The sequence below is a fragment of the Streptomyces hydrogenans genome (assembly GCF_014656075.1).
Classification (GTDB): Bacteria; Actinomycetota; Actinomycetes; order Streptomycetales; family Streptomycetaceae; genus Streptomyces; species Streptomyces hydrogenans.
Window position 1 is genome coordinate 1 of sequence record NZ_BNBS01000077.1, and the last position, 22550, is coordinate 22550.

Genomic DNA, 22550 nt, shown 5'->3' on the forward strand with positions numbered 1-22550 from the left:
CGGGTGCCGACCGGGCCCCCGGCCCGGACGCCGCGAGCGCCTCGGCGTCGGTGCCGGACTCCTCGACGGGGCCCGGTACGGGCTCGGCCTCGGCGTCCGGCCCCGGTACGGCGTCCGGCCCCGGTACGGCCTTCGCCCCGGCGTCCGGCCCCGGCACGTCCCCCGCGGCCTCCGCCCCGGAACCCGGCCAGGGCCGCGATGCCGTGCCCGCCGCCTCCGACGACCTCGCCATCGTCGTCCTCTCGCCGAGCGACCCCATGTCGCGCGGCCAGCTCCGCCGGATGGCGCAGCTGGCCCGCGACGAGGGGTTCGACGTCCACTGGCAGGAGGCGCGGGCCGGGCGCGGCGCGCTCGTGCGGACCCTGCGGGAGCTGGGCGGGCCGCTGCGCGCCGCCGAGCGCGTGATCGTCGGCGATCCGTTCTCCCGCTACGTCCAGCTGCTGCTCACCCTCTTCGGGCCCCGGCACGTCACGGTCGTCGACGACGGCACCGCGACGATGGAGTTCGCCGCCCAGCTCGCGGGCGGGGAGCGGCTGGTCCGCTGGCACCGCAAGGGCGACCTCGGGCCGCGCGAGCTGCTGCTCGCCCCGGTCACCTCGCTGGCCCGGCGCCGGCTCGCCCCGGGACCCCACCGGACCGTCGAGATCTTCACCTCGCTGCCGGTCCAGGCCCCGCCCGGCACCGAGGTCACCGAGAACGCCTACGCGTGGACCCGGTCCCGCTTCGGACCGCCCGCGCTCACCGGCGGCGCCGACCTGGTCGGCACCTCGCTCGTCGAGACCGGCGTGGTGGACGCGGAGCACTACCTGCGGGTCGTCGGGCAGCTCGCCCGCACCCACGGCGCCACCCGCTACTTCGCCCACCGCCGCGAGACCCCGGAGAAGCTGCACCGGATCGCGGTCGAGACCGGCCTCCAGGTGGTCCGGCCCGAACTGCCGCTGGAGCTGATCGCCCGGCGCGGCCCGGTCGGCGCCACCATCGTCAGCTTCCCGTCCACCGTCGTGCACACCCTGCCGCTCGCCCTCGCGGGCACCGGGGTGAAGGTCGCGGTCTGCGAGATCGCGCCCGAGTGGCTGAAGGCCACCGCCTCGCCGCGGGCCCAGGGCTTCCTCGCGGGCGTCGTCGGCACGGCGTCCGGGGCGGACCGGCTCACCCCGCGCGGCGGCTCCGCCGCCGACCGTCTCGAATTCGGCTGACGGGGGGAGCGGCCCGACCCCGGTTCGTATACGGCCACCCGGCGTGAAATCGGGTGAGCTTACCCACACGGAGCGTGGCCCATGCACGGCAAACCGAGATTCTTTCCCCTAACGGGCTGAACTTTTGGTGATCAACGGGCAGTTGATCACCGGTTGGGCCTACGCTTCAAAGGGTGAACCAGTTGAAGTCCCGAGAGCCCGGATCCGTCACCCTGCCCGGAACGCTGTCCTCCTCCCTGCGCGGCGAAATGATCGCCTTCCGCAGGGACTTGCACATGCACCCCGAGCTCGGCAACCAGGAGTTCCGCACCACCGCCGCGCTCAAGGCCCGCCTGGAGGCGGCCGGCCTGGCGCCGCGAGTACTCCCGGGCGGCACGGGGCTCATCTGTGACATCGGCACCTGGGACGGCCGGCGGCCCATGCTCGCCGTCCGCGCCGACCTCGACGCCCTGCCCATCCCGGACGCCAAGACCGTCGCGTACCGCTCCACCGTGCCCAACCGCGCGCACGCCTGCGGCCACGACGTGCACACCACCACCGTCCTCGGCGCCGGCCTGGTCCTCGCCGAGATGGAGCGCGAGGGCCGGCTGCCGCGCCCGGTGCGGCTGCTCTTCCAGCCCGCCGAGGAGGTGCTGCCCGGCGGCGCGGCCGACGCGGTCGCGGCCGGCGTCCTCGACGGCGTCGGCCGCATCATCGCCGTCCACTGCGACCCCAAGGTCGACGCCGGGAAGATCGGGCTGCGCGTCGGCCCCATCACCTCCGCCTGCGACCGCCTGGAGGTCACCCTCGACGGCCCCGGCGGCCACACCGCCCGCCCGCACCTCACCACCGACCTGGTGACCGCCGCCGCCCGGATCGCCACCGACGTGCCGGCGGTGCTGGCCCGCCGGGTCGACGCCCGCTCCGGCCTCTCCCTCACCTGGGGCCGGATCGAGGCCGGTCACGCGCCCAACGTCATCCCGCAGCACGCCGAGCTCTCCGGCACCGTCCGCTGCCTCGACCTGCCCGCCTGGCGCGACGCGCCCGACCTGGTGCACGCCGCCGTCGACGAGGTCGCCGCGCTGCACCGCGCCAAGTCCACCGTGAACTACGTCCGCGGCGTCCCCCCGGTCGTCAACGACGCGGCGGTCGTGGAGCTGCTGCGGGACGCCATGACCGCCCGCCGCGGCGCCGACGCGATCGAGGACACCGAGCAGAGCCTCGGCGGCGAGGACTTCTCCTGGTACCTGGAGCACGTGCCCGGCGCGATGGCCCGGCTCGGCGTCCGCACCCCCGGCGACCCGCGCGTCCGCGACCTCCACGCGGGTGACTTCGACGTGGACGAGCGGTCCATCGAGACCGCCGTCGAGCTCTTCACCGCCGCCGCCCTGATCGACGCCGGCGGCGACGAGGGCTGACCCGCTCCCGCCCCCGCGCCGCCCCCGTCCCGTACGGGGGCGGCGCCGTCATCTCGGCTGATGACACGGGGTTGCGCCTTGATCGCGAAGTGTGTACGGGTACTCTGACCCGTGGGTTCGCGTCGATACGGTAACGACTCATGAACGGGTCTTTAACTGACATCTACGCGCGTTACGATCGCCGCAAAGCCAGCGCCGGAAGAGGCGCTTTCGGTCAGTCTTGAAGGGACCCTCCTCTTGCGCCGGATCACCAGGATCGCCACCGTGGGCATCGCCTCCGCGGCGCTCGCGCTCTCCGCCACCGCCTGTGGCAAGTCTTCGAACGACTCGGGCTCCGACTCCGACTCGAAGGCGACCAAGGCCGCCATCGCGTACGACATCGGCGGCCGCGGTGACCAGTCCTTCAACGACGCCGCCTACGCGGGTCTGAAGAAGGCCGAGGACGAGCTCGACGTCAAGGGTGCCGAGGCCGAGCCGTCGTCCGGTGAGGGCGACGCCGACAAGGTGCAGCGCCTCACCTCGCTGGCCCGCGCCGGCAACAACCCGGTCATCGGCGTCGGCTTCGCCTACGCCCCGGCCATCAAGAAGGTCGCCGCGCAGTTCCCGGACACGACCTTCGGCATCATCGACGACACCTCGGTGACCGGCAAGAACATCGCCAACCTCGTCTTCAACGAGGAGCAGGGCTCCTACCTGGCCGGCGTCGCCGCCGCCAAGGCGTCCAAGTCCGGCACGGTCGGCTTCATCGGCGGTGTCGAGGTCCCGCTGATCAAGAAGTTCGAGGCCGGCTACGTCCAGGGCGTCAAGGACACCAACCCCAAGGCGAAGGTGCTCACCCAGTACCTGACCCAGCCGCCGAACTTCGACGGCTTCGCCAAGCCCGACCTCGGCAAGGCCGCCGCCCAGGGCCAGCTCGACAAGGGCGCCGACGTGATCTACGCCGCCGCCGGTCTCGCGGGCTCCGGTGCCATCGAGGCCGCCTCCAAGGCCGGCAAGTGGGCCATCGGCGTCGACTCCGACCAGTACAACCAGGCCGGTCTCGCCGCGTACAAGGACTCGATCCTGACCTCGGTCACCAAGGACGTCTCCGACTCCGTCTTCAACCTGATCAAGTCGGTCAAGGACGGCAAGCCGCAGACCGGTGAGGTCCGCTACGGCCTCGCCACCGACGGTGTCGGCCTGGCCGACTCGAACCCGAAGTACAAGGAGATGACGGACCTCATCGCCGCGGTCAACAAGGCGAAGCAGGACATCATCGACGGCAAGATCACGGTCAAGACCGCCCCGTAAGGCGCGACTCACGACCTAGTTGCCCGCGGGCCCGGCCCCGGTGGGACTCCCACCAGGACCGGGCCCCGGGCCCATTCCCGTACGGGTTTTCACTTTTCGGCAGCGCTACGCGTGTAGATGTCGCACCGGCACGATAACTTCGCCCCGCCCTGCCCTCGCCTCCCACTCCTTTCGGCCAAGGAGAGTGCGTCATCAACGCGTCCAGCCCCCCTGCCGTGGAACTCCACGGCATCACCAAGCGCTTCCCCGGCGTCGTCGCCAACAAGGACATCGCGATCACCGTCCGGAAGGGCACCGTCCATGCCCTGATCGGTGAGAACGGTGCCGGCAAGTCGACCCTCATGAAGATCCTCTACGGCATGCAGAAGCCGGACGAGGGCACCATCGCCATCGACGGGGAGCAGGTCAGCTTCTCCAGCCCCGGTGACGCCATCGCGCGCGGCATCGGCATGGTGCACCAGCACTTCATGCTCGCCGACAACCTCACCGTCCTGGAGAACGTCGTCCTCGGCGGCGAGAAGCTCTACGGCATCGGTGCCAAGGCCCGCAAGAAGATCAAGGAGATCTCCGACGCGTACGGCCTCGGCGTCCGCCCCGACGCCCTCGTCGAGGACCTCGGCGTCGCCGACCGCCAGCGCGTCGAGATCCTGAAGGTCCTCTACCGCGGCGCGCAGATCCTCATCCTCGACGAGCCGACCGCCGTGCTCGTCCCGCAGGAGGTCGACGCGCTCTTCGACAACCTGCGCGAGCTCAAGGCCGAGGGCCTCACCGTCATCTTCATCTCGCACAAGCTGGGCGAGGTCCTGAAGGTCGCCGACGACATCACCGTCATCCGGCGCGGCACCACCGTCGGCACCGCCGACCCGAAGACCGCCACCACCAAGCAGCTCGCCGAGCTGATGGTCGGCAGCGAGCTGCCCTCCCCGGAGACCCGCGAGTCGACCGTCACGGACGTCGCGATGCTGGAGGTCAAGGGGCTCACCCTGCTGGAGAGCGGTTTCACCGGCGCCCCGCTGACCACCGCCGCCCCCGCGGACCCGTCCGCCACCGCGGTCGTGCGCGAGGAGGTCGCGGCCGGCCGCAAGCTGCTCGACGACGTCTCGCTCACCATCCACAAGGGCGAGATCCTCGGCATCGCGGGCGTGGAGGGCAACGGCCAGACCGAGCTGATCGAGGCCCTGATGGGCCTGCGCGCGCCCGACTCCGGCGGCATCAGCCTGGACGGCCAGGACATCTCCGCCCTCCCCGTGCGCAAGCGCCGCGAGGGAGGCATCGGCTACATCCCCGAGGACCGCCACCGCCACGGCCTGCTCCTGGAGGCCCCCCTCTGGGAGAACCGCATCCTCGGCCACGTCACCGAGGCCCCGAACTCCAAGCGCGGCATCCTCGACCCGAAGGCCGCCCGCAAGGACACCGAGCGGATCGTCCGCGAGTACGACGTCCGCACCCCGGGCATCGACGTGACCGCGGCCTCCCTCTCCGGCGGCAACCAGCAGAAGCTGATCGTCGGCCGCGAGATGAGCCACAACCCCAAGTTCCTGATCGCCGCCCACCCCACCCGCGGTGTGGACGTCGGCGCGCAGGCGCAGATCTGGGACGCGATCCGGGAGGCCCGCCGCGAGGGCCTGGCCGTCCTGCTGATCTCGGCCGACCTCGACGAGCTGATCGGCCTCTCCGACACCCTCCGGGTCATGTACCGCGGCAAGCTCGTCGCGGACGCGGATCCCGCCACCATCACGCCCGAGCAGCTGGGCTCCGCCATGACCGGAGCGGCCACCGGCCGCCTGGAAGGCGGCGACGAGCGGCCCGAGCAGTCCGAGCAGTCCGAAGACGGTGACGCCCGATGATGAAGATCGACAAGGACAAGCTGCTCATCGGGGCCGCCGGCCCGGTGCTCGCGCTCGTCTCCTCGTTCGTGCTCACCATGCTGGTGCTGCTCGCCACGGGCCTCGACCCGATCGAGCCGATCCAGCTGATGATCGAGAACGCCGGGTACGCGGACATCCAGGTCCTGATCATCAACCAGACGGGGATCTACTACCTGGCAGCCCTGGCCGTCGCCATCGGCTTCCGGATGAACCTCTTCAACATCGGCGTCGACGGCCAGTACCGCCTCGCCGCGATGATCTCGGCCGTGGTCGGCGCCTCGGTCGAGCTGCCCGGCCCGCTGCACATCCTGCTGATCGTGGTCGTCGCCGCCCTCACCGGTGCGTTCTGGGCCGGCATCGCCGGCATCCTCAAGACCACCCGGGGCGTCTCCGAGGTCGTCTCGACGATCATGCTCAACGCCATCGCGACCTCCCTGATCGCCTGGCTGATCCTGCCGAAGAACCTCGGCGTCCAGCCGGAGGGCTCCAACGACCTCACCACCGGTGAGATCGCCGAGTCCGGCTGGTTCCCCGGCATCGACATGGGCCAGGGCAACGGCGAGATCTACGGCTTCACCTTCGTCGCGCTCGCCCTCGGCGTCGTCTACTGGTTCGCCCTCAACCGCACCCGCTTCGGCTTCGACCTGCGGGCCACCGGCGAGAGCGAGTCCGCGGCCCAGGCCAGCGGCGTCGACGCCAAGCGGATGATCCTCACCTCGATGCTCATCTCCGGCGGTCTGGCGGGCCTCTCCGGCATGCCCACGCTGCTCGGCGACACCCACACGTACAGCCTGTCCTTCCCGGTCGGCGTCGGCTTCACCGCCATCACGATCGCCCTGCTCGGCCGCAACAACCCGGTCGGCATCCTCTTCGCGGCCCTGCTCTTCGCGTTCCTCGACAAGGCGTCCTCGTCGCTGGACGTCGAGGGCTACCCGAAGGAGATCACGCAGATCATGCAGGGCATCATCGTGATCGCCGTGGTCGTCTCCTACGAACTCGTCCGCCGTTACGGCACCCGCCGCCAGCAGCAGAAGGTCGGCGAGGAGCTCGCCGCCGGTGGTGCCATCAAGACCGACAAGGAGGTCTCGGCATGAGCACCGGCACTGTCGCCAAGCCGAGCGCCGCACCCAAGAAGGCCGGGCGCCGCAAGCTGACCTGGCCGTGGATCCTGCTGATCGTCGCGGCCGGCCTCGTCCTCTTCTCGCTGGTCCGCGTCATCTCCGGCGCCGACGACCTGACCTCGGTGGGCCAGGTCTCCGGCGCGCTCCAGCTCGCCATCCCGATCGGCCTCGCCGGTCTCGGCGGCCTCTGGTCCGAGCGCGCGGGCGTGGTCAACATCGGCCTCGAGGGCATGATGGTCCTCGGCACCTGGTTCGGCGCCTGGGCCGGCTACCAGTGGGGCCCCTGGACGGGCGTCGTCGTCGGCCTCCTCGGCGGCGCGATCGGCGGTCTGCTGCACGCGATCATCACGGTCACCTTCAACGTGAACCACATCGTCTCCGGTGTGGCGATCAACATCCTCGCGGTCGGCTTCACCCAGTACCTGTCGAACTTCACGTTCGGCGAGGCCGAGGGCGGCTCCTCCAAGCAGTCCCCGCGCATCGACCCGATCACCGACATCACCGTCCCGGGGCTGTCGGACTGGCTGATGGACCTCCAGCAGAAGCACTGGTTCCTGATCTCGGACATCGCCGGCATCCTCGGCGGCCTGGTCACCAACCTGTCGCTGCTGACGGTCGTCGCGATCCTGCTGGTCCCCGCCACCTGGTGGGTGCTGTGGCGCACGGCCTTCGGCCTGCGGCTGCGCTCCTGCGGTGAGAACCCGGTCGCCGCCGAGTCCCTCGGCGTCAACGTCTACAAGTACAAGTACATCGCCGTCACCATGTCGGGCGCCCTCGCGGGCCTCGGCGGCGCGTTCCTGGCGATCGTCTCCACCGGCATCTACCAGGAGGGCCAGACCGGCGGCCGCGGCTACATCGGTCTCGCCGCGATGATCTTCGGCAACTGGATGCCCGGCGGCATGGCCCTCGGCGCCGGCCTCTTCGGCTTCACCGACAGCCTCAAGATCCGCGGCGGTGCCGAGAACGTCCACGCGCTGCTGCTGCTCGTCGCGATCCTCCTGGTGCTCGCCGCCGCCTGGCAGCTGTACAAGAAGAAGTACGTGCCCGCCGTGATCGCCGCGGTCTTCGCGGTCGGCTTCTTCCTCTGGTACGCGCTCACCGACCAGGTCCCGAGCCAGTTCGTCGACGCCGCCCCGTACATCACCACCCTGCTGGTGCTGGCGCTGTCCGCACAGCGGCTCAGGATGCCGAAGGCGGACGGCCTGCCCTACCGGAAGGGCCAGGGCAAGTGACGACGCCCGCCGCCGAGCCCGACTGGGAGGCCCTGCGGGAGGAGGCCCGGACCGCGATGGGCCGTGCCTACGCCCCGTACTCGGGCTACCCGGTCGGCGCGGCCGCCCTCGTCGACGACGGCCGGACCGTCTCCGGCTGCAACGTCGAGAACGCCTCCTTCGGGCTCGGCCTCTGCGCCGAGTGCGGCCTGGTCTCGCAGCTCCAGGCCACCGGCGGCGGCCGGCTCACCCACTTCGTGTGCGTGGACGGCCGGGGCGAGTCGCTCGTCCCCTGCGGGCGCTGCCGACAGCTCCTGTACGAGTTCGGCGGCCCCGAGCTCGTCCTGGAGACGCCCGCCGGGTTCCTGACCCTGGCCGAGATGCTGCCGCAGGCCTTCGGCCCGGACCACCTCGCCAAGTAGCACCTCGGAGCGGCCCTTCCGGCACCATGGGAGGGGCCGCTCCTCCCGTTCCCCCCTCTATGCGCGTAGAAAGAGGCACCACGACATGGACGTCATCTCCGTCATCCGGACCAAGCGGGACAAGGGCGAGCTGAGCCCGGAGCAGATCGACTGGGTCATCGACGCCTACACCCGCGGCGTGGTCGCGGACGAGCAGATGTCGGCCCTGGCCATGGCGATCCTGCTCAACGGCATGAACCGCGACGAGATCGCCCGCTGGACGGCCGCGATGATCGCCTCCGGCGAGCGCATGAACTTCGACGCGCTCTCCCGCCCCACCGCCGACAAGCACTCCACCGGCGGCGTCGGCGACAAGATCACCCTCCCGCTCGCCCCGCTCGTCGCCGCCTGCGGCGCGGCCGTCCCGCAGCTCTCCGGCCGCGGACTCGGCCACACCGGCGGCACCCTCGACAAGCTGGAGTCCATCCCCGGCTGGCGCGCCCTGCTCTCCAACGAGGAGATGCTGCACGTCCTCGACACCACCGGCGCGGTCATCTGCGCGGCCGGCGACGGCCTGGCCCCCGCGGACAAGAAGCTGTACGCGCTCCGCGACGTCACCGGCACCGTCGAGGCGATCCCGCTCATCGCCTCGTCCATCATGTCCAAGAAGATCGCCGAGGGCACCGGCTCCCTGGTCCTGGACGTCAAGGTCGGCACCGGCGCCTTCATGAAGACCATCGAGGACGCCCGCGAGCTGGCCTCCACCATGGTCGCGCTCGGCACCGACAGCGGCGTGAGGACGGTCGCGCTCCTCACCGACATGTCGACCCCGCTCGGCCTCACCGCGGGCAACGCCCTGGAGGTCCGCGAGTCCGTCGAGGTCCTGGCCGGCGGCGGCCCGCGGGACGTCGTCGACCTGACCGTCGCCCTGGCGGCCGAGATGCTGGCCGCCGCCGGCATCAAGGACGCCGACCCGGCGAAGGCCCTCAAGGACGGCTCCGCGATGGACGTCTGGCGCCGGATGATCGCGGCGCAGGGCGGCGACCCGGACGCGGCCCTCCCCGTCGCCCGCGAGCAGCACGTCGTCACGGCCCCGTCCTCCGGCGTCCTGACCCGCCTCGACGCCTACGACATCGGCATCGCCGCCTGGCGCCTCGGCGCGGGCCGCGCCCGCAAGGAGGACCCGGTGCAGGCCGGCGCGGGCGTCGAGCTCCACGCCAAGCCCGGCGACACGGTCACGGCCGGCCAGCCCCTCCTCACCCTCCACACGGACACCCCGGAGAAGTTCGACTACGCCCTCGGCTCCCTGGAGGGCGCCTGGGACATCGCCCCGGCGGGCACGCCCTTCACGGCGACCCCGATCGTCCTGGACCGCATCGCGTAACGGACGTCCGCACGCGTGAGGGCCCGGCGCACCCGCGCCGGGCCCTCACGCGCCGCCTGGTCAACGGGCCAGCAGCCCCGCCAGCTTCCGCATGTCCTCGAAGACCACGGTGTCCGGGCCCTCCAGCCGGTGCGCGGGGGTCAGCCCTCCCGCGTAGCCGAACGCCCGCATCCCCGCCGCCCGTGCCGCGCGGACGCCGTACGGACTGTCCTCCACCACCGCGCACCGCTCCGGCGGGACGCCCAGCGAGGCCGCGGCGTGCAGGAAGAGGTCCGGGGCGGGCTTGCCCCGGGCGACGTCCCGGGCGCTGAAGACGCGGCCCTCGAAGCGGTCGAGCAGCCCGGTGCGCGTCAGGTTGCGGCGGATCTCGGCGTGGCTGCCGTTGGAGGCGAGGCAGTACGGCACCGCCAGCGCGTCCAGGACCTCCGCGACCCCCTCGACCGCCGTCAGCTCGGCGTCCAGCACCGTCTCGTAGCGGACGCGGTACGGCTCCTGCCAGCCCGGCTCCAGCGGGCGCCCCCGGCGCTCCTCCACGAGGGCCGTCCAGATCTCGTGCGGGGAGCCCACGAAGTGCTCGACCAGCTCCGCCTCGGTGAACTCGGCGCCCAGCTCCGCGAAGACCTCCCGGTCCACCCGGCAGTAGAGCCGTTCGCTGTCCACCAGAACGCCGTCACAGTCGAAGATCACCAGTTCGACAGGGTGAGAAGTCATGATCGCGAGCCTCTCACGCGATGAGTTCCGCCCGTCCCGGCGGTCACCCCCACGTGGACACCAGTCAGCCCTTCGTCATGAGCCTCCCCGCCGGACCGACCCGCGAGGAGGTCGCCCGGCTCTGCGCCGAGCTGGCCGCCGCTCCGCCGGGGGAGGTGCGGTGCCGGGTCGACCCGCACGCGGACGGTCTCGCCGCCGTCGACGCGCTGGCCCGGATCGCGCTCGCCGCCCGCCGCCGCGGCCACCGGCTGCACTTCGACGGAGCAGGACCCGGACTCACGGCCCTGCTCCGCCTCACCGGCCTGGACGAGGTCCTGTGAAGGACTACGCCTCAAGCCGCTCCGGCAGGTCGAAGAGCGGGAACCAGCGCGGGGTGTCCAGGAAGAAGTCCATCCCGGCCACCTTGCCGTCCCGCAGCTCCAGGACGATCAGCGCCCACGGGCTGTAACCGCCCTCCGGGTCCGGGTGGTAGTGCGCGAAGGCCGGCGAGCCGTTGGCGACCGTCGGGACCAGCTTCGAGCCGCGGCACACGTCGCCGACGCCCAGCATCCAGCCGACGATGTCGTCGTGGCCCCGGAGCCACAGGTCGAACGGCGGCATGGTCATGGTCGCGTCCTCGTGGAGGAGCGCGGTGAGGGCCTTCATGTCGTAGCCCTCGAAGGCGGCCACGTACCGCTCCAGGAGCGCCTGCTGCTCCTCGTCGAGCGGGTTCGCCGCGTCGGACTCGGCGGGGGCCTGCTCGGCGATGGTCGCCCGGGCCCGCTGGAGCGCGCTGTTCACCGAGGCGACGGAGGTGTCGAGCAGCTCGGCGACCTCGGCGGCCTTCCAGGCGAGCACCTCGCGCAGGATCAGCACCGCCCGCTGCTTGGGCGCCAGGTGCTGGAGCGCGGCGACGAAGGCGAGCCGCACGGTCTCGCGGCTGAGCGCCGTCTCCGCCGGGTCACCCGCCGTCGGCATCACGCGCCCGTCCGGGATCGGCTCCAGCCAGGTGATCTCCGGCTGCTTGACGAGCTGCGCCTGCGCGACCGGCGTCGGCCCGGAGAGATCCATCGGCCGGGCCCGCTTGTTGCCCGCGTTGAGCGCGTCGAGGCAGACGTTGGTCGCGATCCGGTACAGCCAGGACCGCAGACTGGAGCGCCCCTCGAAGGAGTCCATCGCCTTCCAGGCCCGCACCATCGTGTCCTGCACGGCGTCCTCGGCCTCGAAGGAGGAGCCGAGCATCCGGTAGCAGTAACCGGTCAGCTCGCGCCGGTACTTGTCGAGTTCATCGGTCGTCACCACGGCGGTCTCGCCCATCGCGTCCCCAGTCGCCCCTCACCGGCACCCGTCCGGCACCGGTGGGAGCGAAGCTACCGCAGCGCACCGACAGCCGGGGTCAGGTTCCCGGCTTGCGCCCGTAGACGTAGACGTCGTCGCCGTTGCGCAGGAGGTTCCAGTAGGCCTTGGCGTCGGCGGAGCGCATGTTGACGCAGCCGCCGGAACCGGGCGGGTTCCACATGGACTTGGTGGTGGAGTGGAACGCCTGGCCGCCGTCGAAGAACTGGGAGTACGGCATGGAGACGTTGTAGAGCGTCGACCAGTGGTTGATGTTCCGCCAGTAGATCTTCTTCAGGCCGGTACGGGTCTCGGTGCCGTCCTTGCCGGTGCGCACCGGCACCGGGCCGTACTTGAGGCGCGAGCCGTCCTGGATCCAGCTGAGCTGGCGGGTGAGGTCCACGCAGGCGATCCGGCCCTTGTTGGTCGGACACTTGCGGTCCTTGTTCGGGTTGGTCCCGGCCGCCTTCTGCTGGATCATCGTGTTCATCGTGCGCCAGGTCAGCGGGCCCGCGTAGCCCACGGTCGGCGTGATGCCGTGCTTGCGCTGGAAGGCCTGGATGGCCTGGCAGTCGCCGAGCGACTGCCGCCCGTCGACGGTGCGGCCGAGGAACTTCTCGACCTGCTTCTGGTACGGCCCCGTCGTCACGTTGCACGACGCGGCCTGGGCCGGCGCCGCGCCCAGCACGAGCGCGGCGGGGACGAGGAGCGAGGTGAGCCCGGCGGCTATGCCGGCTCTCTTCCCCGCCCGGCGCGTGAATCCGTTCATGATCGTCAACTCCCCCTTGGGTCCTGTCTCTCAGGACGTGCGGGGGAGTCCGTCAGTTGCACCGCCGCCGAGACCGTGACCGAGCGGTCACACGAGCGTGCTCAGGCCGTCACCGGACGGATCCTGCGGGCCTCGACGCGCGCGCTGTGCGAGCCGTACAGGGTGATCGAGACGACGCCGAGCACCGCCACCAGACCGATCGCGACCGTCCCCGCCCAGCCGCCCGCGTGGAAGGCGATCGCGCCGAGCGTGCCGCCCGCGCTGGAGCCCAGGTAGTACGCGGACTGGTAGAGCGCCGAGGCCTGCGCGCGGCCCGTCCTCGCGGTCCGGCTCACCGAGGAGGACGCCACCGCGTGGCCCGCGAAGAAGCCGGCCGTGATGAGGACCAGGCCCGCGAGGACGGCCGCGAGGGAGTCGGAGAGCGAGAGCAGCAGGCCCGCCGTGGTGGTGGAGACCGCCAGGTAGAGCGCCCCGCGCCGGCCCAGCCGGCCGACCAGCTTCCCGGCCGCCGCCGAGGAGACCGTACCCACCAGGTAGACCAGGAAGATCGAGCCGATCACGCCCTGCGGCAGCGAGAACGGCGCCTCCGCGAGCCGGTAGCCGATGACCGTGTACACGGCGCCGAAGACCGTCATGAACAGCGCGCCGATGCCGTACAGCCGCATGAGCAGCGGGTCCGCGAGGTGACCCCGCACCGTGGCCGCGAGCGCCTTCGGGTTCAGCGTGCCGGGGGTGAAGTGCCGTGCCTTCGGGAGCAGCGCGCGGAAGGCGATCGCGCACAGCAGGGAGGTCAGGCCGACGGCGGCCAGACCGGCCCGCCAGCCCCACATCTGCGCCACCCAGCCGGTGACGATCCGGCCGCTCATGCCGCCGATCGAGTTGCCCGCGACGAAGAGGCCGATGGCGCCGATCAGCGCCCGGGGCCGCACCTCCTCGGCCAGGTACGCCATCGCCGAGGCCGGCAGTCCGGCCAGCGCCGCGCCCTGGAGGGCCCGCAGCGCGATCAGGACCTCCAGATTGGGTGCGAGGGGAACCAGCAGCGCCAGGCCGACGGCGACCGTGAGGGAGGCGGTCATCATCGTGCGCCGGCCGAAGCGCTCGGACAGCGCGCTGAGCGGCAGCACGCACAGGGCGAGCGCGCCGGTCGCGGCGGAGACGGTCCAGGAGGCGGCCGAGGCGGTGGCGCCGAACTCGGCGGAGATCGCCGGGAGGAGGGCCTGGGTGGAGTAGAGGAGGGCGAAGGCGGCGAGACCGGCGGCGAAGAGCGCGAGGCTCATCCGGCGGTGGCCGGGGGCGCCCGGGGCGAGGCGGGTGTCGGCTGCGGTGTCGGCGGACGCGGGGGTGGCGGCGTCCGCCTTGGTACTGGCGGAAGGCATGTCACGAACGTAGGACGCTCCGGTTCATGCGTCCAATGCATGGATCTGCTGTAATCGTTCCCGTGGTGCATGAGTACAGGTCACAGCATCGGCTGTCACCGAACAGTAACGAAGAAGACATGGGGCCGGTGCTCGCGCCGCGGCTCGCGTACTTCGCCGCGGTGGCCCGGCACGAGCACGTGACCAGGGCCGCGGCCGAGCTGGGCGTGCCCCAGTCGACGCTCTCGCGGGCCATGGTGCGGCTGGAGGAGGACCTCGGGGTGGCGCTCTTCGCCCGCCGGGGCCGCACGGTCGCGCTCACCCCGGCCGGCCGCCGCTTCCTGACCGCCGCCGAGCGGGCCCTCGCCGAAGTGGAGCGGGCCGCCGACACCGTACGGGCCGACGCCGACCCCACGGCGGGGCGGGTCGCCTTCGGCTTCCTGCACACCATGGGCTCGGAGACGGTCCCGGCGCTGATCCGGGCCTTCCGGGTCGACCATCCGAAGGTCCGCTTCACCCTCGTCCAGAACTACGGCGAGGCGATGATCGAGCGGCTCCGGGCCGGCGAACTGGACCTCTGTCTGACCTCCCCGGTGCCGGCCGCCCCCGATCTGGTCGGCCGCCGGCTCGACGAGCAGCGGCTCCGGCTGGTCGTCCCCGACGACCACCGGCTGGCCGGCCGCCGCCGCATCCGGCTCGCCGAGGCCGCCGAGGAGACCTTCGTGACCCTCGAACCGGGGTACGGGCTCCGCCGCATCACCGACGACCTGTGCGCGGAGGCCGGTTTCACGCCCCGGATCGCCTTCGAGGGCGAGGAGGCCGAGACGCTGCGCGGCCTGGTCGCGGCCGGGCTCGGCGTGGCGCTGCTCCCGCCGCCCGCCGTGGCCCGTCCGGGCGTCGTCGAGCTGACCGTCACCGCCCCGCGGGCCGTCCGCGAGATCGGCGTCGCCTGGCTGGACGGCCATCCGGACACCGCCCCGGTCGCCGCCTTCAAGAAGTTCCTCCTGAGCCGCCGCGGCCATCTCCTCCCGAAGGAGTCGCAGCCGCCGCGGGAGGACTCAGCGCCGGCCTGAGCGGCTCCGGAAGCCCGCGGCCAGCGGCATCCGCAGGCCGATCGGGGGAGGGGCCGCCATGGCGTCCGTCAGGGGGCGGGTGACCGGGCGGGCGAAGAGGGCGCCGAGGACGAAGTCGGCGGCGAGCGCCCGCACCTCGTCGGCGTACTGGCGCAGCCCGTGCCCGTCCGAGTGGACCTCGAAGCGGCAGGTCTCCCGGTTCGTCTTCTTGGCGCGGGCCGCGTAGCGGAAGGACAGCTCGGGATCGGTCCGGGCGTCGTTGGTGCCGTGCACGATCAGCACCCGGCGTCCGGTGAGTTGGCGTACGGGCTCGGGCTCGGCGGCCACGTCGTCCTCGGGCAGCCAGGGCGCGAGCGCCAGCACCGCGCCGACGGCGGGGTGCCCGGCGGCCCGCAGCGCGGCCCGGGCTCCCATCCCGTGGCCGATCAGGCAGACCGGGACGTCGCCGTAGCGCCGGACGGCCTCGGCGACCGCCCAGGAGGCGTCCGCGGCGAGGTCCGCGTCGGTGCCGTTCCAGCCGCGCCCCCGGTAGCGCACCACCTGGGCGACGAGCCCCTCCGGCCGTCCCGCGCGGGCGAGTTCGCGCCCCAGCGGCAGTGCGGCGGCGTGCGCGCGGGCCGATGCCCGACGGCCCGACACCGGTTCCCCGTCCGGCAGGAGCAGCGCCACGCCGCCCACCGCCGCCGCGGACCGTGAAACCCCGACAGGCCGACCGAGCCGGGGTCTCCGGCCGTCGGCAGTCCCCACGAGTGCGTACTGCGCCATGACAGAACAGTCTCAGAAGCGGAGGTGTACGGCAGTCGTACGCGCGGTCTCTGTTACGTATCGCCGCCCCGGCGAACTCCGGTCCGCTCTACACGCGTTCGAAGCAGTGCACGGTGCCGACGGGGACGAAGCCCCGCCGCCCGTACCAGTGGCGCGGCCAGTCGTCCGCGAGCGCGGTGAGGAAGACGGTGGCGCAGCCGGCGCCGGCCGCCGTGCGCAGCGCCGTGTCCAGGACCACCCCGGCGTGGCCCTGCCGCAGATGGGAGGCGGCCGTCACCAGGTCCTCGATCTGGGCCACCCCCGAAGCCGGGTCCAGGTAGAGATCGCCCCAGGCGGCCACCTCGCCCCACTCGTCGTGGGAGGCGAGGAAGCGGACGTCGGGCGCGCCCCGGAGGCGGGCCGCCCGGCGGTCGACCAGGTCCCGGACCACCTCGTCCCCCGCCTCCGGCAGGAAGCGGCGCCAGCTGTCGGCGACCGGCCCCCGCAGGGACGGCAGGTCCACCTCGCGCGCCCCGCCGAGCTCCGGCACCGGGCCCTCGTGGCGCATGAGGAGGACGGTCGCGCAGGTGTACCCGGCCAGGGCCAGCGGCTCCGCGCAGGCGGCCGCGGTCGGCCCGTCGAGCACGTACACCGCCCGGTGGGGGAGGTGCGCGAGGAGTTCGTCGGCCCGGCCGGGCAGTGCCTCGGGGTCGGTCGGGCCGTCCACGAGGAGGTGGTTGTTGCCGTGGGACAGGGCGTAGGCGTCGTCGAGCGCGGCGAATCCCCCGGGGAAGTCGACGGTCCGGGCGGCCTGCCGGCGGGTGAAGGCGGACACGAAGCCGTGGACGCGCCGGAGTTCGGCGGGGTCGACGGCGAAGGCGGCAGGGTCGGACGGGGTGCTCATGCGGTCAGGGTAGGCAGCCGGGGCCCGGCCGCGCACCCGGGAAAACCCCGTCGCTCCCGGCGTCGACGGGGCGCGTTCTACGCGCGTAGGGGCTAGAGTGCGGCAATGACGAGCCAGACATCCCACGTCCCCACCGCGGACCAGATCCGCCGTGCCCCGAAGGTGCTGCTCCACGACCACCTCGACGGCGGACTGCGCCCCGGCACGATCATCGAACTCGCCCGCGAGCAGGGCTATTCGAGGCTGCCCGAGACGGAACCCGACAAGCTCGGCATCTGGTTCCGCGAGGCCGCCGACTCCGGCTCCCTGGAGCGCTACCTGGAGACCTTCGCGCACACCTGCGCCGTCATGCAGACCCGCGAGGCGCTCTTCCGCGTCGCCGCCGAGTGCGCCGTCGACCTCGCCGAGGACGGCGTCGTCTACGCCGAGGTGCGGTACGCCCCCGAGCAGCACCTGGAGGCCGGGCTGACCCTGGAGGAGGTCGTCGAGGCGGTCAACGAGGGCTTCCGCGAGGGCGAGCGCCGGGCCCGCGAGGCCGGTCACCGGATCAGGGTCGGCGCCCTGCTCACCGCGATGCGGCACGCGGCCCGCGCCCTGGAGATCGCCGAGCTGGCCAACCGCTACCGCGACGACGGCGTCGTGGGCTTCGACATCGCGGGCGCCGAGGCCGGCTACCCGCCCACCCGCCACCTCGACGCCTTCGAGTACCTCAAGCGGGAGAACAACCACTTCACCATCCACGCCGGAGAGGCGTTCGGCCTGCCCTCGATCTGGCAGGCGCTCCAGTGGTGCGGCGCCGACCGGCTCGGCCACGGGGTGCGGATCATCGACGACATCGAGGTGGCCGAGGACGGCTCGGTGCGGCTCGGCCGGCTCGCCGCGTACGTCCGCGACAAGCGGATCCCGCTGGAGATGTGCCCCACCTCGAACCTCCAGACCGGCGCCGCCGCCTCCTACGCGGAGCACCCCATCGGGCTGCTCCGCAAGCTCCACTTCCGCGCGACGGTGAACACCGACAACCGGCTGATGAGCGGCACCAGCATGAGCCGGGAATTCGAGCTGCTGGTCGACGCCTTCGATTACACGCTCGACGATCTCCAGTGGTTCACGGTCAATGCGATGAAATCAGCGTTCATTCCTTTCGATGAACGACTGGCCATGATCAACGACGTGATCAAGCCCGGATATGCCGAACTGAAGTCCGAGTGGCTTTTCCGGCAGACCGCCACGACCAGCGGTTCTTCCGGTCAGACGGACTGAGAAAAGGCGTACGGAGGGGTGCGGAGCCGTCGGGGAGGCGTGACACCCGGCGGCTTTCCGGTGTTTGCGGAGCGGAGGCGGGGCGGTTAGTTTGCGGAGCTGCTCTGCATGTCCGGATTCCCCTGTTCCGGATTTGCTCTCCTGATGTCCCGAAGCTCAGCCCTCAAGCCCAAGGAAGATTTTCAGATGAAGCAGTCCGCTGCCAAGAAGCTCGGTGTCGCCGCCCTCGGCGCCGCTTTCGCCGCTGCCGCCGCCGGCACGGCCTCCGCGGCCCCGCTCCCGGCACCGCTCGACGGCGCCGACGCGCTGGGCTCCGTGACCCAGCTCGCCCCGCTGGGCGACGGCCTCACCGAGCGCCTCGACGGCACCGGCCAGGCCCTCGGCGGCGGCCAGGGCGCCCGCGGCCAGGGCCTCGACCAGGGCGTCAAGACCCTCCCCCAGGCGGCCGGCCAGGCCACCCAGAACCTGCCGACCGACGCCGCCGCCCGCGCCGCCGGCGCCACCCCGCTCGGCGCCGCCACCGGCCTCCTCGGCCGCCTCCCGCTCGGCGCGGGCGGCGTGCCGATCGGCTGACCCCCGCACACGCCGAAGGGGCGCGCACCCGGCACATCCGGGTCCGCGCCCCTTCGGCGTACTCCTCCGGCCCGTTACCAGGCCGCCGCCTTCGTGGCCCGGGACTCGCCCGGCAGCAGCAGCCACAGCGCCGCGTAGAGCAGGACCTGCGGGCCGGGCAGCAGACACGAGGCCAGGAAGATCACACGCATCGTCAGGGCGGAGGTGCCGAAGCGCCGGGCGAGCGCCGCGCACACACCGCCGAGCATCCGGCCGTCGCGGGGGCGGACAAGTGCGGCCATGGTGGGCTCCTTCGTCGGTTCCGGGAGGCCGCTCCTCCGGGCCTCCCGATGACTCTATGGTGCCGCCGCGACCACCCCTGCGACGTCGGTCTACCGGGCGATCGGAACCCTGGGAATCCTCGGGGTACGACCCTGATCCGCCTCGTTCCCGATCACGACACGACCCCGACCCCGGGAACGACCCCGGCCCGGCCGCGGACCGTGCGGGTCCGTCCGCCGGCGCCGCAGCCGCGCCCGCGCCGCCGGCACCACCAGGAGATGGGCGAGCGCCACCCCGAGCGTGTTCAGGAGCACCGAGTCCACGTCCACGACCTGCCCCGGCACCGCCGTCTGGAGCAGCTCCAGGGCCAGCGACACCAGCGCGCCCGCCGCCGTCGTCCGGGCCAGCGACCCCCACCGCGAGGCGTCGAGACGCCCGTCGCACATCGGCAGCAGCACCCCGAGCGGGGCGAGCAGCAGCAGTCCCTCGGCGATCAGCCGGGCCGCCGCGGCGGGCCCCAGCGCCAGATCGGCCCGCAGCCCGGCCAGCGGCACCGTGTTCGGTGCGGTCACCCAGGCCACGTCCCGTGGGAGCAGGCCGATCCAGGCGACGAGCAGCAGATGCGCGATCAGGAGCACGAACCCGATCACGCGGACGACCACGGCGGCGTTCCCGCCCGAACCTTGACGCTGCACGCCCCCCAAGACGCGGACCGCGCCGGAAACGGTTCCGGTTCAGCCCGCCGGCGTCGCCCGGACGGCCGCGGGAGCCGTCGGCGGCGCGGACTCGGGCCGCTCCCGCAGCTCCGTCGTACAGCGGTAGCGCTTCGGCGGATACGCCCCCGGGCCCGCGAGCAGCACCGTGTGCCCGCCCGCGCCCGCCGAGCTCTCCGCGAAGGTGCACACCAGCTGCGACAGCGCCGCCGGCGCCAGGTCCTCCGGCTGCCGGCTCAGCCGCAGCGTGCCCTCCGGATCGCCCGCCCGGCCGCGCGCCACCGACAGCGGAGCCCGTACCGCCGTGGTGAAACCGGCCTGCCGCTCCGCCTCCGACGGCTCCGCGAGCAGCTGCGCGAGGAGCGCCGACGCCGTCCGCACCGGATCGCCGCTCGCCTTGTCCTCCGGCTGCGGCGACCTGCGGTCCACCGGCTCCAGCTGCGAACCGCACACCAGGAACGCCCGCACCGGCACCCCCGGCGCGGGCGCCGACGACTCCGGCACGTTGCACGGCACCCGGGACGGGGCCGCGCCCGCGTCCACCGGCACCGTCGTCGTCCTGATCCCGCAGCCGGAGACCAGCGCGGCGAGCGCCACCGCGGGCAGCACCGCCGCCACCGTACGCAGCCTCACTCGTCCTCTCCCTTGCCCTGCCGGGTGCCGGTGCCCAGGGCGCGGGCGACCGCCGACGCGTCCCGGGGCAGCCGCAGCACGAACACCGCGCCGTCCACCGCGCCGTCCTCGCCCACCGAGTTGTCGGCGGTGATCGTCCCGCCGTGGATCAGCGCGTTCTCCATCGCGATCGACAGGCCGAGGCCCGAGCCGTCGGAGCGGGGCCGCTGCGCGCTCGCCTTGTAGAAGCGGTCGAAGACGTGCGGCAGCACCTCCTCGGGGATGCCGGGACCGTGGTCCCGCACCGCGACGACCAGCTCCTCCTCGTCGTCCGCACCCGGCTCGGTGCGCACCGAGACCCGCACCGGGGAGCCGCCGTGCTTCAGCGCGTTCCCGATCAGGTTCGCCAGGATCACGTCGAGGCGGCGCGGGTCGAGCCGGCACATGACGCCGCGCTCCGCGTCCAGGTCCACCGCGTCCAGCCACGCCCGCGCGTCGATGCACGCGGTGATCTGGTCGGCGATGTCCACGTCGTCCAGGACCAGCCGGGCGGTGCCCGCGTCGAAGCGGGTCACCTCCATCAGGTTCTCCACCAGGTTGTTGAGCCGCCGGGTCTCGCTCACCACCAGCGCCACCGCCGGGGCGATCATCGGGTCCAGCGAGTCCTGCTCGTCCTCCAGGACCTCCGTCACCGCGGTCAGCGCCGTCAGCGGCGTCCGCAGCTCGTGCGACATGTCGGCGACGAACCGCCGGGACGACTCCTCCCGGGCGCTCATGTCCGCGACCTTCTTCTGCAGGTTCTCCGCCGCGCTGTTGAACGTCCGGGACAGATCGGACAGTTCGTCCGCTCCCGTCACCCGCAGCCGGGTGTCCAGCTTGCCCTCGCCCAGCTGCCGGGCCGCCTCGCCCAGCCGCCGCACCGGCCGCAGCACCGTCGACGCCGCGACCTGCGCCATCAGCACCGAACCGATCACCGCGAGCCCGGTCGCGATCCCCAGCGACCACGCCAGCGAGTTGAGGTCCGCCTTCTCCGCCGCCAGCGACTTGAACATGTAACCGGCGGGCCCGCCGCCGTCGATCCGCGTCCCGCCCACCAGGTACGGCGTCCCGCCCCGCTCCGTCCGCTGCCAGAACAGGTGGTACGGATACGGGTTCGCGTCCGTCACCGGGCGCCGGGTGTCCACCGCCTCCCGCAGCGACACCGGCACGTCGGCCAGCGTGAACACGTCCGGGTCCGAGGCGCCCACGATCGGCTTCCCCGCGGCCCGTTCGCCCAGCAGCAGCACCTGGTAGCCGGGGCCGCCGGCCGTCATCTCCTCCGAGGTGCGCCGCAGGTCCTCCTGCGTCGGCCGCAGCGGCAGCGTCGCCGCCCGGTTCTGCATCTCCTGCCGGAAGTCGTTCAGCGCGCTGTCCTGGGTGCGCTTGAGCACCGCCTCGCGGTTCAGCCAGTACGCGATCCCCGACGCCGACACCGCGGCCGTCAGCGCCACCAGCGCGAACACCACGACGAGCCGCAGGCGCAGGCTGGACAGCCGCAGCCGGGCGAACACCCCCCTGTTCCCCTTCGTCACGCAGGGACGTCCAGCCGGTAACCGACGCCCCGCACCGTGCGGATCAGGGTCGGCGAGGACGGCACGTCCTCCACCTTCGCCCGCAGCCGCTGCACGCACGCGTCCACCAGACGCGAGTCGCCCAGGTAGTCGTGCTCCCACACCAGCCGCAGCAACTGCTGCCGGGACAGCGCCTGTCCGGGCCGCCGGCTCAGTTCGAGCAGCAGCCGCAGCTCGGTCGGGGTCAGCTGGAGGTCCAGCCCGTTCTTCGTCACGGTCATCGCGGCCCGGTCGATCACCAGCGAGCCGAAGCTCGCCGAATCCGTCGACTCCCGCTCGCCGCGCCGCAGCACGGCCCGGATCCGGGCGTCGAGCACCCGCCCCTGGACCGGCTTCACCACGTAGTCGTCGGCCCCCGACTCCAGCCCCACGACCACGTCGATGTCGTCGTTGCGCGCGGTGAGCAGGATGATCGGGAGCTGGTCGGTGCGGCGGATCCGCCGGCACACCTCGAACCCGTCGATGCCGGGCAGCATCACGTCCAGCACGACCAGGTCCGGCCGCTGCTCCTTGAGCAGCAGCAGGCCGTCCTCGCCCGACGCGGCGGTGGCCACCCGGTGGCCCTGCCGGGACAGGGAGAGTTCGAGGGCCGTGCGGATGGCGTCGTCGTCCTCGATCAGCAGCAGAAAAGGCACGGACGTCATTCTGGCTCATGAGCCGTCCGAGTTCGACCGCCCGGAGGCGCGCTTCCGTCATCGCCCCTGTGACACGTCTGTGACAGTCGGCGGACAACGCCATGAAGTCCGCCGGGCAAGCTTCTTGGCACACGGACCGAAACACAGA

Annotated in this window: 23 protein-coding genes; 12 read left to right on the forward strand and 11 right to left on the reverse strand. The window is 72.6% G+C overall.

Going from position 1 to position 22550, the window contains the following annotated elements; all coding sequences use genetic code 11:
- Positions 1 to 203 precede the first annotated feature (203 nt).
- The 8 genes from IE321_RS27215 to IE321_RS27250 all read left to right on the forward strand — a co-directional run bounded on the left by IE321_RS27215 (position 204) and on the right by IE321_RS27250 (position 9868).
- The gene (locus IE321_RS27215; RefSeq protein ID WP_229916561.1) at positions 204 to 1196 is read left to right on the forward strand and encodes a hypothetical protein; all 993 of its coding nucleotides are present in this window, start codon (positions 204 to 206) and stop codon (positions 1194 to 1196) included.
- A gap of 173 nt (positions 1197 to 1369) precedes the next feature.
- Positions 1370 to 2593: an amidohydrolase gene (locus IE321_RS27220; RefSeq protein ID WP_190224883.1), complete on the forward strand. Its 1224-nt coding sequence runs from the start codon at positions 1370 to 1372 to the stop codon at positions 2591 to 2593.
- A 237-nt stretch (positions 2594 to 2830) separates the two neighbouring features.
- Positions 2831 to 3883, forward strand: a complete 1053-nt coding sequence (locus IE321_RS27225) for a BMP family lipoprotein (protein WP_190224884.1) — start codon at positions 2831 to 2833, stop codon at positions 3881 to 3883.
- Between the two features lie 215 nt (positions 3884 to 4098).
- Positions 4099 to 5730: an ABC transporter ATP-binding protein gene (locus tag IE321_RS27230; RefSeq protein WP_190224885.1), complete on the forward strand. Its 1632-nt coding sequence runs from the start codon at positions 4099 to 4101 to the stop codon at positions 5728 to 5730.
- Complete coding sequence (locus tag IE321_RS27235; RefSeq protein WP_190224886.1) at positions 5727 to 6845, forward strand: ABC transporter permease; 1119 nt, start codon at positions 5727 to 5729, stop codon at positions 6843 to 6845. Before IE321_RS27230 ends, IE321_RS27235 begins: the two co-directional genes overlap by 4 nt.
- Positions 6842 to 8104 (forward strand): ABC transporter permease, encoded by a 1263-nt coding sequence (locus IE321_RS27240; RefSeq protein ID WP_043225878.1) that lies wholly within the window; start codon positions 6842 to 6844, stop codon positions 8102 to 8104. The genes IE321_RS27235 and IE321_RS27240 overlap by 4 nt, the downstream gene beginning before the upstream one ends.
- Positions 8101 to 8505: a cytidine deaminase gene (locus tag IE321_RS27245; protein WP_043225876.1), complete on the forward strand. Its 405-nt coding sequence runs from the start codon at positions 8101 to 8103 to the stop codon at positions 8503 to 8505. Before IE321_RS27240 ends, IE321_RS27245 begins: the two co-directional genes overlap by 4 nt.
- An 85-nt stretch (positions 8506 to 8590) precedes the next feature.
- A complete protein-coding gene (locus IE321_RS27250) occupies positions 8591 to 9868 on the forward strand; it encodes a thymidine phosphorylase (protein WP_043225874.1) in 1278 nt (425 codons plus the stop codon).
- A 60-nt stretch (positions 9869 to 9928) separates the two neighbouring features.
- Here IE321_RS27250 and IE321_RS27255 read toward each other — a convergent pair whose 3' ends face one another.
- Positions 9929 to 10579 carry an HAD family hydrolase gene (locus tag IE321_RS27255; protein ID WP_190224887.1) on the reverse strand — a complete coding sequence of 217 codons (651 nt, stop codon included), beginning with the start codon at positions 10577 to 10579 and terminating at the stop codon, positions 9929 to 9931.
- 20 nt (positions 10580 to 10599) lie between these two features.
- Here IE321_RS27255 and IE321_RS27260 point away from each other — a divergent pair, with 20 nt between their 5' ends.
- The gene (locus IE321_RS27260) at positions 10600 to 10899 is read left to right on the forward strand and encodes an STAS domain-containing protein (protein WP_063766049.1); all 300 of its coding nucleotides are present in this window, start codon (positions 10600 to 10602) and stop codon (positions 10897 to 10899) included.
- A 4-nt stretch (positions 10900 to 10903) separates the two neighbouring features.
- On the opposite strand, the gene IE321_RS27265 is transcribed toward IE321_RS27260, so the two are convergent.
- The 3 genes from IE321_RS27265 to IE321_RS27275 all read right to left on the reverse strand — a co-directional run bounded on the left by IE321_RS27265 (position 10904) and on the right by IE321_RS27275 (position 14038).
- Positions 10904 to 11875: a sigma-70 family RNA polymerase sigma factor gene (locus IE321_RS27265; RefSeq protein WP_043225872.1), complete on the reverse strand. Its 972-nt coding sequence runs from the start codon at positions 11873 to 11875 to the stop codon at positions 10904 to 10906.
- Between the two features lie 79 nt (positions 11876 to 11954).
- Positions 11955 to 12662: a L,D-transpeptidase family protein gene (locus tag IE321_RS27270; protein WP_043225995.1), complete on the reverse strand. Its 708-nt coding sequence runs from the start codon at positions 12660 to 12662 to the stop codon at positions 11955 to 11957.
- A 101-nt stretch (positions 12663 to 12763) separates the two neighbouring features.
- On the reverse strand, positions 12764 to 14038 hold the full coding sequence (locus tag IE321_RS27275; RefSeq protein ID WP_043225871.1) for an MFS transporter: 1275 nt from the start codon (positions 14036 to 14038) through the stop codon (positions 12764 to 12766).
- Between the two features lie 62 nt (positions 14039 to 14100).
- On the opposite strand from IE321_RS27275, the gene IE321_RS27280 reads away from it, so the two are divergent.
- The gene (locus tag IE321_RS27280; RefSeq protein WP_372470188.1) at positions 14101 to 15090 is read left to right on the forward strand and encodes a LysR family transcriptional regulator; all 990 of its coding nucleotides are present in this window, start codon (positions 14101 to 14103) and stop codon (positions 15088 to 15090) included.
- Here IE321_RS27280 and IE321_RS27285 read toward each other — a convergent pair.
- Positions 15076 to 15855 carry an alpha/beta hydrolase gene (locus tag IE321_RS27285; RefSeq protein ID WP_190224889.1) on the reverse strand — a complete coding sequence of 260 codons (780 nt, stop codon included), beginning with the start codon at positions 15853 to 15855 and terminating at the stop codon, positions 15076 to 15078. The genes IE321_RS27280 and IE321_RS27285 overlap by 15 nt on opposite strands.
- 88 nt (positions 15856 to 15943) lie before the next feature.
- Complete coding sequence (locus IE321_RS27290; RefSeq protein ID WP_190224890.1) at positions 15944 to 16738, reverse strand: GNAT family N-acetyltransferase; 795 nt, start codon at positions 16736 to 16738, stop codon at positions 15944 to 15946.
- Positions 16739 to 16843: 105 nt separating this feature from the next.
- Between IE321_RS27290 and IE321_RS27295 the strand changes: the two genes are divergently transcribed.
- Both IE321_RS27295 and IE321_RS27300 read left to right on the forward strand, forming a co-directional pair.
- On the forward strand, positions 16844 to 17998 hold the full coding sequence (locus IE321_RS27295; RefSeq protein WP_190224891.1) for an adenosine deaminase: 1155 nt from the start codon (positions 16844 to 16846) through the stop codon (positions 17996 to 17998).
- A gap of 186 nt (positions 17999 to 18184) precedes the next feature.
- Complete coding sequence (locus IE321_RS27300) at positions 18185 to 18571, forward strand: hypothetical protein (RefSeq protein WP_190224892.1); 387 nt, start codon at positions 18185 to 18187, stop codon at positions 18569 to 18571.
- 74 nt (positions 18572 to 18645) lie between these two features.
- Here the strand turns inward: IE321_RS27300 and IE321_RS27305 are convergent, their stop codons facing one another.
- The 5 genes from IE321_RS27305 to afsQ1 form a co-directional block, all read right to left on the reverse strand.
- Positions 18646 to 18852 (reverse strand): PspC domain-containing protein, encoded by a 207-nt coding sequence (locus IE321_RS27305; RefSeq protein ID WP_190224893.1) that lies wholly within the window; start codon positions 18850 to 18852, stop codon positions 18646 to 18648.
- A 90-nt stretch (positions 18853 to 18942) separates the two neighbouring features.
- Complete coding sequence (locus IE321_RS27310; RefSeq protein WP_226651312.1) at positions 18943 to 19494, reverse strand: VanZ family protein; 552 nt, start codon at positions 19492 to 19494, stop codon at positions 18943 to 18945.
- A 72-nt stretch (positions 19495 to 19566) separates the two neighbouring features.
- Positions 19567 to 20178 carry a hypothetical protein gene (locus IE321_RS27315; RefSeq protein ID WP_043225858.1) on the reverse strand — a complete coding sequence of 204 codons (612 nt, stop codon included), beginning with the start codon at positions 20176 to 20178 and terminating at the stop codon, positions 19567 to 19569.
- A complete protein-coding gene (locus tag IE321_RS27320) occupies positions 20175 to 21728 on the reverse strand; it encodes an ATP-binding protein (protein WP_043225857.1) in 1554 nt (517 codons plus the stop codon). The genes IE321_RS27315 and IE321_RS27320 overlap by 4 nt, the downstream gene beginning before the upstream one ends.
- Positions 21725 to 22402 carry a two-component system response regulator AfsQ1 gene (gene afsQ1, locus IE321_RS27325; RefSeq protein ID WP_190224895.1) on the reverse strand — a complete coding sequence of 226 codons (678 nt, stop codon included), beginning with the start codon at positions 22400 to 22402 and terminating at the stop codon, positions 21725 to 21727. The genes IE321_RS27320 and afsQ1 overlap by 4 nt, the downstream gene beginning before the upstream one ends.
- Between the last annotated feature and the right edge of the window lie 148 nt (positions 22403 to 22550).

Bases quoted from the DNA above. Each gene is read 5' to 3' on its own strand.
- IE321_RS27260 (WP_063766049.1), top strand. From the start codon at position 10,600: ATGAGTTCCGCCCGTCCCGGCGGTCACCCCCACGTGGACACCAGTCAG.
- IE321_RS27255 (WP_190224887.1), bottom strand. From the start codon at position 10,579: ATGACTTCTCACCCTGTCGAACTGGTGATCTTCGACTGTGACGGCGTT.
- IE321_RS27270 (WP_043225995.1), bottom strand. From the start codon at position 12,662: ATGAACGGATTCACGCGCCGGGCGGGGAAGAGAGCCGGCATAGCCGCC.
- IE321_RS27300 (WP_190224892.1), top strand. From the start codon at position 18,185: ATGAAGCAGTCCGCTGCCAAGAAGCTCGGTGTCGCCGCCCTCGGCGCC.
- IE321_RS27290 (WP_190224890.1), bottom strand. From the start codon at position 16,738: ATGAGCACCCCGTCCGACCCTGCCGCCTTCGCCGTCGACCCCGCCGAA.
- IE321_RS27235 (WP_190224886.1), top strand. From the start codon at position 5,727: ATGATGAAGATCGACAAGGACAAGCTGCTCATCGGGGCCGCCGGCCCG.
- IE321_RS27285 (WP_190224889.1), bottom strand. From the start codon at position 15,855: ATGGCGCAGTACGCACTCGTGGGGACTGCCGACGGCCGGAGACCCCGG.
- IE321_RS27295 (WP_190224891.1), top strand. From the start codon at position 16,844: ATGACGAGCCAGACATCCCACGTCCCCACCGCGGACCAGATCCGCCGT.
- IE321_RS27250 (WP_043225874.1), top strand. From the start codon at position 8,591: ATGGACGTCATCTCCGTCATCCGGACCAAGCGGGACAAGGGCGAGCTG.
- IE321_RS27275 (WP_043225871.1), bottom strand. From the start codon at position 14,038: ATGCCTTCCGCCAGTACCAAGGCGGACGCCGCCACCCCCGCGTCCGCC.
- IE321_RS27240 (WP_043225878.1), top strand. From the start codon at position 6,842: ATGAGCACCGGCACTGTCGCCAAGCCGAGCGCCGCACCCAAGAAGGCC.
- IE321_RS27265 (WP_043225872.1), bottom strand. From the start codon at position 11,875: ATGGGCGAGACCGCCGTGGTGACGACCGATGAACTCGACAAGTACCGG.
- IE321_RS27305 (WP_190224893.1), bottom strand. From the start codon at position 18,852: ATGGCCGCACTTGTCCGCCCCCGCGACGGCCGGATGCTCGGCGGTGTG.